Raw genomic sequence first — 14866 nt, 5'->3', positions numbered from 1 at the left:
TCCAAAAACGAATTAGGGTTGGAGTATAAATTGCTCTCTTATAGGTTGCTTAAAGTCATTTTGTGATGCTATAGTCAGAGCATTTTCGATCACTTTTTTTAATTTAGCAAACTCGCCTGGTTTGCGAATATAATATGTTGCTCCTTTTTCATACATTTTGTCGACTATTTCATTATCCAGAGAAGTCGAAAAAATAATTACAGGGAGATTTTTAAGTTCTTCCTTTTCTCTTATTTCCGTCAAACATTCGTGACCATTTTTTCGGGGCATATTCAGGTCCAGAAAAAGAATATCCGGTAAATCGCCTGAAGAAATAGTGGCTAAAAAATCCATGAGTTGTACTCCGTCATTTACTGTCGTAAGCGATACAGGAAGTGATAATTCATCAAGTGCTTCTTTAAAAAAAGCGCAATCATCTTCGTCATCATCTGCCAGTAATAAATTATAATTCTGCTTGCTCATTTTAAGTATTGTAAGATTTAATATGTTGGTCCAATCCCGGTTAATCTCTGTGTTTCTGGAAAAAAATGGTTTTGTTGGTCTTTTATCTGTTTGTAAATCAGTTGTTTTTTGTTTAATACAGCGTTTCAATTGAAACCTTTCTGCGTCGTATCTATGATGAATTTAAATTCAAAAATGCGATTATTTCGCTAAGATAAGATTAATTGTATTACAAATAATCATGAATATTTTAATAAATTTAACGCTTTTAGGGCTAATTATGTAATCGTTTTGTTTTAAAATTAACATCTTGTAAATTAAGAAGTTGAGGTTTGTAAAGTTTACTTCGGAAATCAACTTCAAAAAAAATCCGCCAAAAAATGAATTTGACGGATTTAAGATATAATCTAAGAGGATGAAGTCGTGAGGTATAATTGTTTTTAAATACATAATCCCAAAGTTCAATGTCTTATATTTTAGATTGAAGATTAACGATTTTTGAATTTTGCTGTAGTATCTGTTTTTCCAGGTTTTACACATCTGTAATCAAAAATCGTTAATCAAAAGTCACCAATCATTTTATGTCGACAAGGCTAAGCCTTTTGCTTTAAAATTACTGTATAGTACCTGACGTGCACTGCTAATTGTTTCTTCTGTACGGTAAATGCTGCACCAGAATTTAATTTGCAATTTGAATTTTCCATCAGCAATGGCGGTGTAATAAATATGAGGAGGTTTAGCATTATTTACCAATTCCATGCTTTCGAGAGATTCCAGTATTAGCGTATTAATTTCTTCCGGCATAATTTCTCCACTCACTTCTGCAGCGATTTCTACCAGTTTAAAATTGTCCGTATAAGTCCAGTTGGTAATGTTTTGAGACAATAAATTACCATTTGGAATAATGATTTCGGCACCATTTGCTGAGTTAATTTTGGTAGTACGCAATCCCATCGATTTTACACGGCCGGATTCAGAACTAATATTGATCACGTCGCCAATTTGTATGGGTTTATCGAAAATCAGGATAATACCCGAAACGAAATTATTAACCACACTCTGTAGACCAAGTCCAACACCAACACCCAAAGCTCCCAGCAAAATACTTAGTTTGTCTAATGGCATTCCTGATGCGGCAACGGCCAAAAGATAACCACTAATCAATACCACAAGTCTTGTAATCAATAATTTAGAATGCTGTCTTTTGTTGATGTTTTCTTCGTTCTCATCATCGACTTCTCCAAAAAAGTAAGCGACATAATTCTGTAATAAATGCGCGAGCCAAATGATGATAAAAAACAAGACGATATTTCCTAAAGTAAAGGTGATGCTTCCAATTGTGTTGGGATGACTTAAAATTGAAGTTAAACCGTCACGTAAAGATTCCCAGATATTCAGATTAGCAGCGATGACCACAATCCACATATAACTGATCAGGATAATGAAAGGTTTTTTGAGTGTGTCAGACAAGCTTTCGAAATCAAAAATCTTTTCGATACCACGTTTTACTCTTGTCGTGTAGATTTGTAAAAGGATAACTTCTAAAATTATTTTTAAAAACACACTTAATGCCACAATTTGCGTTAGCGAAATAAAAGCAGTAAGGCTTAACATATTAGCAAGAGAAACACGGCCGAATACATTATTTAGTAAGGCTAAAACATTCAGGCCTATAAAAATAATAGTCGCCCATTTGAAAAAACCTTTTATATAAAGCTGATTTTTTAAAGTCTTTATCTGAACAAAACCGTAACGTATTCCTAAAATATTGATTATAATAAAGGCACAGCGTTGTATAAAACCAACGGCAATAAACAGGTCTAGGAAACAAAGAATAAAAAATAATACTAAAAGAAACATCCAGTTGCGTATTGCGGTAGAGGACCAGTCGTTTCTAAAAAGGAAAGTAAGAAGACCAAGAAGGCAAAGCTGAACCAGTTCAATAAACATCGCCGGAGCATATAAGTTGCTCACAACAGCAATATTCAAGGCAATAACAGCGACCGGAATAATAACGCCTCTATTTAGATATTTAAAATTAAATTGAGCAAGGTTTTTTGAATGTCCGTTATTTTTCAGGTATTTTAGGTTGCGTGCAATATACCAGCCTAATATTCCCATTAAGAGGAGCAATGAGATTATGGCACCAGCTTTGTAACTTAAATAATAGGAAGCAACGCTTTGTTCGATAGCAATTTTAGCTTTGATGTTTTGACCTTCTATTTTTTTTGCCACAGAATCATTTGTACTCCATAAAACAGGATATTCTCTTTTAAGAATACTGATTCCTGATTGTTCCAGTTTACTGTCAACAGTGATTAAAGCATTCGAAACTGCTATTTTTCTTTCTACAGTCAGTCTTTTATTATTGTTTAGGATATTTTGATTTTTGGTCATCAGACTATCCGTGCTGAGGTATCTGTCTTTAAGATTGGCAAACTCTTTTTTAAATTGTTGGCGTTTAATAGTATCTGTCAAAAGCCCCATTAAGGTTTTGTCTTTGCGCAAGTCAATTACTCTGGCTTTTATTTTTTCAAGAGCAAGGTTGCGGGAATTGATTGCGGTATTTTGTTCGTCCAGTTCCTGTTCGATTTCTTTTAGTACAATACGATACATTTGCTGATTGCGCACATTAGGATTTGCTCCTTTTATACTTACTAAAATAAGATCAAGTTTACTTTGTGTTCTTTTGATTTCTCCAAATAAATGATAACTGTTGGCATCAAATTCAGTATCATTATGAGCAGATTCTAAAACTTCTCCGGCTTTTTCGATAGCCATCAGATAATCACTGTCTGTGGCACTTTCTTCAAAAAGTTTCGATTTGGTTTCCGTTTTAGGAGGTGCAGTTTCCGTTTTGACCGGTGCGGTTTGTGAATAGGTAAGCGGCGCGTAAAAGAAGACGGCTAACAGGGCGAGTAAATAAATATAATTTCTTTTCTGAATCATAATGTAAGGCAATGAATTTAAGTATCAAATGTAATTTTTTTTAAGATATTTATGACTTAAAGAGATAATAAAATTTGGTTAAGAGATTTGTAGATTGGAGTTTTATGACATTCAGTTTATTTTTTTTAAACACATAGAAACATAGCTTTAGCAAGCGAAAAAAAAGTTGTTTCACTTCAACGTGAATTCACATAGTGGGATGTCAGGAAATCATTCGTCTTGATATAAGGATATTGCTATTGGAGAAAATCATGATTTTTTTAATATGAATTTCACGCAGATTGAAAAAAAATTAAACGGATTTACGCAAATTAATTTTAATAAAAATCTATTTAAATCTGCTTAAATTTTTTTCAATCTGCGTGAAATAAAATTCTTTTGTCCTGATAGCTGTCGGCGTGGTTTAAAAAATATTAAAACCTATGTTTCTATGTGTTTAAAAAAAATAACACAAAGATTTAAAAATATTATATTCGTACTCTCATACCAGAATTACCAAAACAACAAAAAATGGAAAATATTACTGTAATCATCATGTTACTTTTTGGGGTTGCTTTTTTGAGCCTTATCAGTAAAAAATATAATTTTCCCATTCCGATTGTGCTGGTACTTTGTGGTGTCATTATTAGCGTTATTCCGGGACTTCCTGTGATTGCTTTGAGTCCTGAAATTGTTTTTATTGTCTTTTTGCCACCGCTTTTATATCATGCCGCATGGTACACGAGTTGGTCAGATTTTAAGCAAACAATCCGACCAATTACTTTGGCGGCTGTTGGTTTGGTGCTTTTTACTACTGTTGCCGTGGCTGTTGCAGCTCATATGTTGATAGATGATATCTCTTGGCCGTTGGCTTTTTTGTTAGGAGCAATTGTTTCACCACCGGATGCAGTTTCGGCTACTTCGATTACCAAAGGTTTGGGTTTACATCCAAGACTGATTGCGATTCTCGAAGGCGAAAGTCTGGTAAATGATGCTAGTGGTCTGGTAGCGTACAAATATGCATTGACGGCAATTACGGCCGGAAATTTTGTACTCTGGCAAGCGGGACTGAATTTTCTGGTCATGTCGGTATTAGGAATCTCCATAGGTTTAGGGGTTGGCTATGTCATGAGTTTTATTCATAAAAAGTTTGTTTGCGATGAGGTGATTGAGGCGACTTTAACTTTACTGACGCCTTTTGCATCTTACTTGATTGCAGAACATTTTGAATGTTCCGGTGTTTTGGCCGTAGTGGCAACAGGTCTTTTTCTTTCGGCAAGATCCGGAACGATCTTCACCCACGAAAGCCGAATGATGACGGGAACAATCTGGAGTGTTCTAACGAATATCCTAAACGGATTAATCTTTATTCTGATAGGATTACAGTTACGACAGATTATTGCAGGAATAGGTGATTACTCGGGTTTGTCTTTGTTTATTTGGGGCGTTTCGGTAAGTTTGGTCGTGATTTTGGTGCGTTTTTTATGGGTGATTCCGGCTACTTTGCTTCCCAGATATATCAGTAAAAAAATCCGTTTGCAGGAAGAATTTGATTTTAGGAATATGATTGTTTTTGGCTGGTCCGGAATGCGTGGCGTAGTCTCGATGGCGGCGGCTTTGGCATTGCCTTTAATGATGAATGAAACCCAGGAATTCCCACTGAGAAACCTCATCATTTATCTGGTATTTTGTGTAATCCTTTCGACTTTGGTTATTCAGGGATTGACTTTGCCATGGCTGATTAAAAAACTAAAAATAGAAAAATACTCGATCATCGCCGAAGAATACGAAATACGAAACATTATCGTGTCGCAAACCATTACCCATATCGAAGATAATTTCTCGTTACTCAACAACGATTTACTCCACAACATCAAAAGCAAATATGAAGTAAAATTCAACCGCCTCCAAAAAACGGAACTCCCTGCCAACTTCTTCGGAAAAGGAAATGTAATGGGAGGGGAGATTTTTAATGATTTTACCAAAATACAAATTGATCTCCTAAATGTCGAACGCAGTAAACTAGAATCGATGCACAAATCTGGTTCTGTCAATGAAGAGATTTTCAGGAAGATTGAGAAGGAACTGGATTTGGAGGAGACGAGGTTATGGATGGAGATGTATGAGGAGTAGGGTAATTATTTGTTTATCGTTATCTTATAATTTTTAAATAATTTTAAGGTCTAAAAAATCTAAAGTGTTTTAATTATATTTGTATTTATCATCTTACTACCAAATACCAAGTTAAATGAGTGGGGGGAATATATAAAATTACTTAACAGTTTAATCAAGAAAGTAATTAGAAAAATCCGTTTTTATCAGCGTTTTCGCTTTAGCGAATCAGTAAAATCGGCGTCTAATTTTGACACGGATAAAACAGATTTACTTCGTAAAAACGCAGATAAAAACGGATTTGATTTGTAATAATTTTATTTTTAAAAGCTTAACTTAATGACATTGAGCTATCGGGATTGCGCACTTTGCGGTACATGTCATTTATTTTACTTTTTTAGAATAAAAATTATACATCAGGATGATAATAATAAACTCCAAAAATCGTTTTTAGTAAACTTCGAGGTATTCAAACACACCAAACCTCAACCTCAAAAGCCTGCCAAAATCCAATAAAACTGTATACTGTATCTTGAAAATGTATAAAAATTACACACTTATAAAATAGGTAAAATAGTTAATTCGCTGAAAAACAGTATAAAATGACAATGGCACAACGCTTGCAAATTGGGAATATGTAAATTCTTTTTCGATAAATGAAAATAATGAATCGGAAAGAAAACAAATCATAAGTAAAAGCCCATAGCAAGCAATCAAAAAGTAGTGTCATATGAAAAGTGAAACCTTAACATCAGAACAATTTTATACTTCGAGCCCAAATAGTAATAACGAACAAGCCTTAAAAAGTTCCATTTTTCGTATTAACAACTCGACTTCTTCATCAAAAAAAGTGAGCGAGCGCACCAAAAGTAAGTTTGGTTTATTTGTATTGATAAGTACATTTATCCTTATGTTTGTTGGAGCTTACTCGGTTTACCATTTACAAGATGACTTTGATCAGTTTCAGATTGACCGATTGAATTCAAGTTGGGGACTTCCGTTTTTGATTATTGCGGGAGTATTGTTTTTCTTTCAGACGGGAGTTTTCCTGTATAATTTATACTTGTATTTTAAATACAAACCAATCGAATCAGTTTCAGACGAAATGTTGCCAACCGTTACGGTAATTGTTCCGGCGTATAATGAAGGGAAACTGGTTTGGGATACTTTATTGAGTTTGGCAGATAGTGATTTTCCTGCGCATAAATTAGAAATATTAGCTGTTGATGACGGAAGTAAAGATGATACATGGTACTGGATGCAACAGGCGAAAATAAAATTAGGGGACCGTTTGACTATTTTTCAACAACCTGTAAACGCAGGAAAACGTCACGCCTTATACCGTGGATTTGAATTAGGAACGGGAGAAATTTTTGTAACGGTAGATAGTGATTCGATCGTTAAAAAAGATACACTTAGAAATTTGGTTAGCCCGTTTGTAGTTGATGAAAAATGTGGGGCAGTTGCCGGAAACGTGCATGTACTGAATAGTAAAAAAGCCATATTGCCAAAAATGCTTAACGTAAGTTTTGTAATGAGTTTTGAATTCATGCGTTCTGCAGAAAGTAAATTAGGATCTGTGCTTTGTACTCCGGGTGCAGCGGCAGCATATCGTAAAACGGCTGTATTTGCTTGTCTTGACGAATGGATTAACCAAACTTTTATGGGACAGCCGTCTGACATTGGTGAAGATCGTGCGATGACCAATATGATCCTGAAACAAGGACAGCATGTAGTGTTTCAGAGAAATGCTTATGTACTGACAAACGTTCCTGAGGAATATACAGGATTATACAAAATGTTTATCAGATGGAGCAGAAGTAATGTGCGTGAAAACATTGCAATGGCGAAATATGTATTTACAGATTTTAGAGAAGGATCTAAATTTGGTTCAAGACTTTTATGGTTAAATCAGGCATTAAGAATCGTTATGGCATATCCGTTTATGCTTTTTATGTTCTTTTTTATTGCTATACATCCGTTATTGTTTTTGAGTTCAACGCTTTTAGGAATATTAATAGTATCAAGTTTTCCAGTTTTGTTTTATGCTAAAAGATACAATTTGTCTGATTCACTTTGGGCGTATTCATACAGTGTTTTTTACACCTTCAGCTTATTCTGGATTACACCATATGCCATTGTTACAGCCAATAAAAGAGGTTGGTTAACACGTGGTTTAGTTTAAAAATTTTAAATATTAGAATTAGAAATTAGATTTTGTTTTTGAAACTCCTGTTCACCTGAACAGGAGTTTTTTTATGGGGTTAAATGTGATGAGTTTTTATAGCCACTGATTAAATGGAATTAAAAAGAATTTCCATTTATATCGGGCTAAGGTACTCATTTGCATGATAATATTCGTTTCTTTTGTCATCTCGACCAGAGGGAGAGATCACAAGCGAAACTCGACAAAGATTGCTGATTTTCTTTGCGGCGTTTCTTGTTTGATATTGTGACCAAACGGTTGAAACCGTTCGCTATGTTTTTATAATTAAGATTATTTGAACCGCATTCTTAACCCGACAGGTTTCAAAAACCTGTCGGGTTTGTCAATAAAAATAAATTAAAAAAAACAATTAATAAAAGAATGTTCATTCATTTATTGTTTTATATTTGCAAAAAAAGAGTATGAGAATTAGAGATGCAGACAAGGAAAAGTTGGTAATCGAAATGGCAATTGATCAGATTGTACGTGACGGATTTCAGGGTTTCAGCATGAATAAGCTGGCGAAAGCTTGTTCGATTTCTGTAGGCACTTTATACATTTACTACAAAGACAAAGATGATTTAATACAAAAAATAGGTGCCATAACTGCACTCAAATATTTTACCAGTACGGTAAAAAACTTTTCACCCGAAATGTCGTTTGAGGAAGGATTATGGAAGCAATGGGAAAACCGCGCGGCATTTACCATGAAATACCCAAAGGAAGTTGCTTTTTTTGAAATCATCAAACATTCCCCTCACTCAGAAATCATTCTCGATTCGATTAAAGAGTTTGCAGATTTTAGAAAGACTATGACTGAGTTTATGGAAAACGGTCTTCGTAACAAAGAACTGGTTCCCATGACATTTGAAGCATTTTGGTCTGTCGCTTACGGACCATTATACACGCTGTTGAACTTGCATACTGAGGGTAAGAGTATGGGAGGAAAGCCATTTAAGCTTACCAAAGAAATTATGAAAGAAGCTTTTAGCCGAACCATAAAAGGATTAAAACCATGAAAAATTATGGAAACAAATTTAAATGCCATACATATTTTTAAAACAGATATTAAAAATATAGACCCAGCCTGCGAGATGCGCAAAACGTTGGATAGTGATTCGAATATACAGCAATGGAGCATTGATTGCGAAGATGTCGATTGCGTACTTCGAGTAGTTTCAGATGTATTAAAACCTGACGCCATCATAGGAATGATCAACGATTTTGGGCACGAATGCCAGGAATTAAATTAATAAAAAAAAAGAACCAGTTTATATGGAAAAAACAATAGGGGACAGCCCCGCTTTTACTTTTAACCAAAAAATTATCATCGCTATTCTGGCACTTTTGCAGTTTACTGTAATACTTGATTTTATGGTCATTTCTCCGTTAGGAGATATCTTAATGAAACACCTTGATATGACAACGTCAAACTTTGGTTTTGCCGTTTCTGCTTATGCTTTCAGTGCAGGAATTTCAGGACTATTGGCAGCAGGTTTTGCAGACCGGTTTGACCGAAAAAAACTTTTGATTTTCTTTTATACAGGATTCATCATCGGTACGGTTTTCTGTGCCTTTTCTACAAGTTACCACATGCTGCTTATGGCAAGAATTGTTACCGGACTTTTTGGTGGTGTTATTGGATCTGTTTCCTTGGCGATTGTAACAGATTTATTTGTTATTCATCAAAGAGGCCGCGTTATGGGATTCATACAAATGGCGTTTGCAACAAGTCAGATTTTAGGAATTCCGGTTGGTTTGTATTTTGCAAATCACTGGGGATGGCATTCCGCATTTATTATGATCGCCGTTTTTGGTGTTTTTATTCTTCTTGCTATTATAACCCAGATGCAGCCTATCACGAAACACTTAGAGGTACAATCAGATAAAAATCCTTTTCTGCATCTTTGGCATACACTAAGCAATAAACAATATCAGGTAGGTTTTGCTTCAATTGCATTTCTATCTGTTGGAGGTTTTATGTTACAGCCTTTTGGGAGCGCCTTTTTGGTCAACAACATTCACATTAGCCAGCTCGAACTGCCAATGGTATTCTTCTTTACAGGACTTTCAGTATTATTTATCATGCCTTTAGTTGGAAAATTAAGTGATAAAGTCAGCAAATTCAAATTGTTTACAGCAGGTTCAGTAATTTCTATCATTATGATTTTAATTTATACGAACCTGAATCCTATTCCGCTATGGGAAATCGTAGTCATCAATATGATTTTGTTTATGGGAATCATGAGCCGTATGATTCCTGCAACAACACTAAATACCGCTATTCCCGGCTTAGAGGATCGTGGAGCCTATATGTCAATCTCGTCTTCTTTACAGCAAATCGCGGGTGGAATCGCGGCCGTTTGTGCCGGATATATTGTACAGCAAAAAACGAAAACTTCCCCGTTGGAAAATTATGATATCCTGGGATATGTAATTGCTGTGATTACAGCCGTTTCAATAGTATTAATTTGGAGAGTAAATCAGCTGATAAAAAATAAGGACAAAGTAAAAATTTAAGATCCTTAGTTTAATTTTTTAATAAAAAGCATGTGAGATTGATTCAATTTTACATGCTTTTTTCTAATTGTAGCGATACTGTTTGTCTGTTATCCTCTTCGATTTTGTCTTTGATTACTTTAAGAAAATCATTGGCATTATCGATGTAAAGTAATATTCTTGATGGTTGTTTTGTAATTCCAAAAGGTAAACTAACAAATATTGTATCTCTTAATTCGATAGCAATATTATGAGGTTCTAACTTTCCCAGTAATGCAAATTTTACAAGTTCGCTGCTTTTTTTATAATCTCCTTCAAATTTTTGTATAGAATGGAGTAGGTCAAAAGGTATTTCTAAAGTATCGAAAAGTCCGTATCGGATTATAATTTTTTGAGATAAAACAAGATGACTTCTAAAAAAAACGGCTTTCAAGTGACCAATCAGATTGATTAAAATATAAACATGAAGAACAAGTAAAAGTAGAGAAACCGTTTTATTCCAGGAGATGAGCAGGAAATGCAAACCAACTGCTTCAAAAACCGAAACAAGCATTAAACCGATATAAACGGCACTCATACCGCTTTCTTTATAACCTGAAAAACTATTTCCAGTATTATTATCATTATTATTTCTGCTCCACTTTATAAAACAATAATAAAAAGAACAAACTTCAAAAGAGATCATCTTTGCTAGTTTTTTAAATTTTATGGCTTCCTGCAAAGAATTCGAAATGATAGAATAATCATCCTGTTCGATGTTGTTTTTTTGTTTTAAAGTCTTTCTGAAGTTTTTTATAAACTGAAAAGCTTTCCATATTAAGTAGATTAGAAATGCAATGTTGAAATATATCTTCAACTGAAAAAGCCCTTCAAAAAAATTGCCCTCCATTTTGAAGACATAAGGAGTAATTTTAAAAACAGAATACAAAACAAACCAAAAAGTAAATTCAGTTTGTTTTTTTCTGGTCAATACATAATATAATAAAGGCGTTACGACCAGAAATAATGCAGTTGATGCAGAAAGTAAAGTTGAATTATTTTTGATCAAATAACTGAAACTTATTAATGTTATAATAATTTCTATTACAGCAAAAATAATTAGTGAGCTATATTTTTTTAACATAAAGTGTGGTATCCTTTTTACCCTTAAAAGTAGCAATTTTACGAATGTATTAGACTATTAATTAACTGATTTTTTTAGTCCTGTAAACTCGGCATCTTGTCCAGATGACAAACTATTTTCTTTGCCTATTTACTCATTCCTTAACTTAATGGCATTGCCTACACGCAATTGCAAAAGTTTTAATAGTCGTTGCTCTTTTTAGATCAAAAAGTTCTAAAATAAAGAAAGGGAATAGCGTTGAACTATTCCCTTTTACGTTATTAATAGAATTAAACAAGCTTAATTCTGCTCAGCAATTGCTGATTTATTAAGCTTAAGAACCCTAATTGTTTTATTCGTGTTATCAGACAAAAACAAACGATCGTTAAGTTGTGCAACACTTACAATAGTACCAAATGGGTTCGTTCCTAAAACATCAGAAACATTTACACTTGCAGTATAGTTGCGGGCCATAAAGTCTGCTTTAGGATAAAGACGTAAATAATTCAGGCTTCCGGAGTTTTCTGAAGTAATTGCCCAGTCTTTACTAAAACTAATCGCAATAGGCTTAGCATTAAAAGTTTCGGTAACCGGTTTTAATGGTTCTGTAATTGAAGCGGTCGCATTGGCTTTTATACCTGCAATATTATAGTACAAATAGCTTTTTGCATCTCTTCCTGCTACCACTAAGTTCCCTGCTTCAACATCCAACGAATATACCTGATCAAAACCGTTTAAAGTATTTAATTTAGCAATTGGTTTTAAATCCCAGGTACTGGTTTCAGTGATTTGAGAAGTTTCGAAAACTTTAATAGACGTTTCTTTTTCTTTTACGAAAACTAATCCGTCTTTTACCACAACACCAAAAACGTGTACAAAAGTATTCCACCATTGACCGTTTCCAACAGTACTGATTCCGGCATTTGTATTTTCATCCATTACAAAAAGTCTTGAATCAACACTTCCAATATAAATTCGGCCATTGTCAACCGCAACAGAAGAAATCTTTGTAAACGGAATAGTTGTAGTTCCTTTTTTATATTCTGCAATGGTCTTGATATGTGCCAAAGTTACAGCGTTGAAAATTTCAAGTACATCACCATTTGCTACATACAATTTTTCGTTAGCAATCGTGATCCCTTTCGGGTCTAAAGTTCCTGTTCCCGTTCCAATTTGAGCTGCAGTTATCGTTGCTTCATCAGTAGGGTAGAAGTAATCGTAACTGGATGGGTTTCCGTCTGCAGAATCTTTGCTGCAATTGGTAAACAGGCAAAGTAAAAGTATTAAAAAAGGTGTTTTATTCATGATAGTTTTGTAGGTTAGTTCCATTTTCCTTCTCCTTTGTATTTTACCAAAAACGTATTTTTAGGATTAATTTTAAAGACAGGTTTTTTATAAGTTCCTGTTAAGTATTTGGTCTTCGTATATCCTTTTAATATATCAGGATCTGTAAACGGAAGATCATTTAAAGAAATCAGGTATTTATACAAATCGGTTAACATCTCCTGCTGACCTCCACCTTGGCCGCTATTGGCTAAATTACTGCTGTGATTGTAACCACTATGATGAGAATATTCATGAGACCAGACAGACATTTCGCCATTCCAGTGTCCCGTTACATATCCGGATTCCCATTGCGATGCCAAAGCACCTCCGCCCCAGGCAGAACCTCCGCCAACCATTGCCATATTCAGTGTACGGCTATCAATATAAGTATTATACGCTTGTTCGATTTGAGCTTTTGTCAGATAATCATAAACGCCATCGACATCATCAGCATTTCCGTGCCAGTTTAAGGCTCCATTTATTTCTGTTCCGGCCGTTATAGCCTGTTCTTTTTTGTATCGGTCAAAATTCATGAATGTATCATAATACAAAGGATGACTAATGGCATATGAGAAATTGATGATCATTGTGATCGCTTCTTTAGCCAAAACAGGATTCATCGGTAAATATTTATTAGGATCATCAGCAGGATTATTAAGATGGTACTGCGTGCTGAATTGTACTAGTCGATTTGATTTAATTTTCTTGAATTTAGCAAATAATGGATCATCTGATTCTACAGAAAATTCGATCGCTCCGGAAGAAAATCCGCCAATTTTATCAATCGTAACCGTTTTTCCGTTCTCTAACTCGTAATCATGTTTGCCTTCAACCAAAGGAAGTTGGTGAAATGAACGATGAAAAGCCGGAACTTTAGAAAATTCATAAATCAAAAAACGCTTGTCATAATTGGCCAATTTTGCATAGACTTTTACATTGCTGAGTCCAACCGGAGAATAGAGTGAAACTTGTACGGAATCTTTTCCTTTTTGAATGATTTGCATCGGTTGATTTACGCGAAACCAACGGTCTTTATTATCATACATTTTTGAAGAGCTTTCATCGTCTTCAAACATCGTCATCGGACGGTTTCCCTGAGGTAAAGTAGTGGCATCAATGCTGGATAAATAATTGGCTTTGTAATTGTCGCCTTTTGAATCATCATCGCTGCAGCCAACAAGTACGGCTGCAAATAATGCCAATGGCAAAAAATAAGAAATGGTTTTTCTCATAGGGTTTGTAGGTTAAATTTGGGGTTTTAATTATAAAACGCAAAACTATCAATATCATTATTAAAAACAAGAATATTGACAGAAAATTGCGATTTTATTTTCTTCAAAAAGTAGGGTTTTGTAACTGTATAATTATTTGTTTCCATTTTTATTTGTTGCTAAAACGAAGGTAAAAATGTATTAGAATATACACTTTTAAATTTGATTAAAAATATTTTGATTTTGTACAAAACCTGAAAGGTATATTTAATACATAGTGACTGTTTTAGTAATCAAAACGTTTAAAAGCTTCGATTGCTTCGTATTCTGCCAATCCTAAGTCATCGTATAGAATTGCTGTATTTTTGTTGCGGTCTTCGGCTCTCACCCAGAATTCTCTGGAGTCATTCCCTTGAAACATTACTCTGTCTTTTTGAGACTGATGGTATAAAATGGCATGACGCTTCAATAATACTTCTGATGGAGAAAGCGGAACGGCCATATCAATTTCGTGAATGTCCCATTCGTGCCACGCACCTCTGTACAACCAAAGCCAGCAATCGTCCATGTATTTCTCCGGTTTCAATTCTTTCATTGCTGCAAAAATCGCGTTCAGACAAACTTCATGTGTTCCGTGCGGATCTGCAAGATCTCCTGCTGCAAAAACCTGATGTGGTTTTATTTTTGCAATAATGTCTTTTACAATGGCTATATCTTCAACTCCTAACGGGTTTTTCTTTACCTGTCCTGTTTCGTAAAACGGAAGATCTAGAAAGTGTGTATTGGCATCTTTTAATCCAATGTATCTTGTAGCTGCATACGATTCTCTTCTACGAATAAGTCCTTTTAATTTGCGAACTTCAAGAGAATCAATTTGGTTTTCTGATTTACTGTTTAAAAACTCAATTACCGATTTGAAGTTGATTCCGCTGCCGGCTTCGCCAACAAAATCCTTGGCAACCTCAGCAAACTTTAATGCTTCATCGTCTGTAACAGCTATATTTCCGGAGGTTTGATATACGACATGTACATCGTGACCTT

General features: G+C 34.6%; 10 protein-coding genes and 1 pseudogene. 5 read left to right on the top strand and 6 right to left on the bottom strand.

Features of this window, described 5'->3' with window-relative positions; all coding sequences use genetic code 11:
• Positions 1–12: 12 nt before the first annotated feature.
• Positions 13–462 carry a response regulator gene (locus tag ACQKCJ_RS22990; RefSeq protein ID WP_271338288.1) on the bottom strand — a complete coding sequence of 150 codons (450 nt, stop codon included), beginning with the start codon at positions 460–462 and terminating at the stop codon, positions 13–15.
• Positions 463–1020: 558 nt separating this feature from the next.
• Positions 1021–3390 (bottom strand): mechanosensitive ion channel family protein, encoded by a 2370-nt coding sequence (locus tag ACQKCJ_RS22985; RefSeq protein WP_427403012.1) that lies wholly within the window; start codon positions 3388–3390, stop codon positions 1021–1023.
• A gap of 510 nt (positions 3391–3900) precedes the next feature.
• On the opposite strand from ACQKCJ_RS22985, the gene ACQKCJ_RS22980 reads away from it, so the two are divergent.
• From ACQKCJ_RS22980 to ACQKCJ_RS22960, 5 genes are all read left to right on the top strand, one after another.
• Positions 3901–5502: a Na+/H+ antiporter gene (locus ACQKCJ_RS22980; RefSeq protein WP_427403011.1), complete on the top strand. Its 1602-nt coding sequence runs from the start codon at positions 3901–3903 to the stop codon at positions 5500–5502.
• Positions 5503–6211: 709 nt separating this feature from the next.
• The gene (locus ACQKCJ_RS22975) at positions 6212–7666 is read left to right on the top strand and encodes a glycosyltransferase (RefSeq protein ID WP_271338291.1); all 1455 of its coding nucleotides are present in this window, start codon (positions 6212–6214) and stop codon (positions 7664–7666) included.
• A gap of 443 nt (positions 7667–8109) precedes the next feature.
• A complete protein-coding gene (locus ACQKCJ_RS22970; RefSeq protein WP_427403010.1) occupies positions 8110–8706 on the top strand; it encodes a TetR/AcrR family transcriptional regulator in 597 nt (198 codons plus the stop codon).
• Between the two features lie 6 nt (positions 8707–8712).
• Positions 8713–8940: a hypothetical protein gene (locus ACQKCJ_RS22965; RefSeq protein WP_271338293.1), complete on the top strand. Its 228-nt coding sequence runs from the start codon at positions 8713–8715 to the stop codon at positions 8938–8940.
• Between the two features lie 22 nt (positions 8941–8962).
• Positions 8963–10207, top strand: a complete 1245-nt coding sequence (locus tag ACQKCJ_RS22960; RefSeq protein ID WP_427403009.1) for an MFS transporter — start codon at positions 8963–8965, stop codon at positions 10205–10207.
• Positions 10208–10256: 49 nt separating this feature from the next.
• On the opposite strand, the gene ACQKCJ_RS22955 is transcribed toward ACQKCJ_RS22960, so the two are convergent.
• From ACQKCJ_RS22955 to ACQKCJ_RS22940, 4 genes and pseudogenes are all read right to left on the bottom strand, one after another.
• Positions 10257–11309: a hypothetical protein gene (locus tag ACQKCJ_RS22955; protein WP_427403008.1), complete on the bottom strand. Its 1053-nt coding sequence runs from the start codon at positions 11307–11309 to the stop codon at positions 10257–10259.
• Positions 11310–11588: 279 nt separating this feature from the next.
• Positions 11589–12617, bottom strand: coding sequence for a hypothetical protein (locus ACQKCJ_RS22950; RefSeq protein WP_427403007.1), 1029 nt, complete (start codon positions 12615–12617; stop codon positions 11589–11591).
• Positions 12608–13846 (bottom strand): hypothetical protein, encoded by a 1239-nt coding sequence (locus ACQKCJ_RS22945; RefSeq protein ID WP_427403006.1) that lies wholly within the window; start codon positions 13844–13846, stop codon positions 12608–12610. Before ACQKCJ_RS22945 ends, ACQKCJ_RS22950 begins: the two co-directional genes overlap by 10 nt.
• 265 nt (positions 13847–14111) lie before the next feature.
• Positions 14112–14866, bottom strand: a pseudogene (locus tag ACQKCJ_RS22940) (glucosamine-6-phosphate deaminase); the annotation flags it as partial.

It is taken from the genome of Flavobacterium sp. NPDC079362 (genome assembly GCF_050267765.1).
GTDB lineage: Bacteria > Bacteroidota > Bacteroidia > Flavobacteriales > Flavobacteriaceae > Flavobacterium > Flavobacterium azizsancarii.
This window is presented reverse-complemented; position numbering and strand designations above follow the sequence as displayed.

Coding starts and splice junctions, on each gene's coding strand:
- ACQKCJ_RS22990 (WP_271338288.1), bottom strand. CDS start 462: ATGAGCAAGCAGAATTATAATTTATTACTGGCAGATGATGACGAAGAT.
- ACQKCJ_RS22985 (WP_427403012.1), bottom strand. CDS start 3,390: ATGATTCAGAAAAGAAATTATATTTATTTACTCGCCCTGTTAGCCGTC.
- ACQKCJ_RS22980 (WP_427403011.1), top strand. CDS start 3,901: ATGGAAAATATTACTGTAATCATCATGTTACTTTTTGGGGTTGCTTTT.
- ACQKCJ_RS22975 (WP_271338291.1), top strand. CDS start 6,212: ATGAAAAGTGAAACCTTAACATCAGAACAATTTTATACTTCGAGCCCA.
- ACQKCJ_RS22970 (WP_427403010.1), top strand. CDS start 8,110: ATGAGAATTAGAGATGCAGACAAGGAAAAGTTGGTAATCGAAATGGCA.
- ACQKCJ_RS22965 (WP_271338293.1), top strand. CDS start 8,713: ATGGAAACAAATTTAAATGCCATACATATTTTTAAAACAGATATTAAA.
- ACQKCJ_RS22960 (WP_427403009.1), top strand. CDS start 8,963: ATGGAAAAAACAATAGGGGACAGCCCCGCTTTTACTTTTAACCAAAAA.
- ACQKCJ_RS22955 (WP_427403008.1), bottom strand. CDS start 11,309: ATGTTAAAAAAATATAGCTCACTAATTATTTTTGCTGTAATAGAAATT.
- ACQKCJ_RS22950 (WP_427403007.1), bottom strand. CDS start 12,617: ATGGAACTAACCTACAAAACTATCATGAATAAAACACCTTTTTTAATA.
- ACQKCJ_RS22945 (WP_427403006.1), bottom strand. CDS start 13,846: ATGAGAAAAACCATTTCTTATTTTTTGCCATTGGCATTATTTGCAGCC.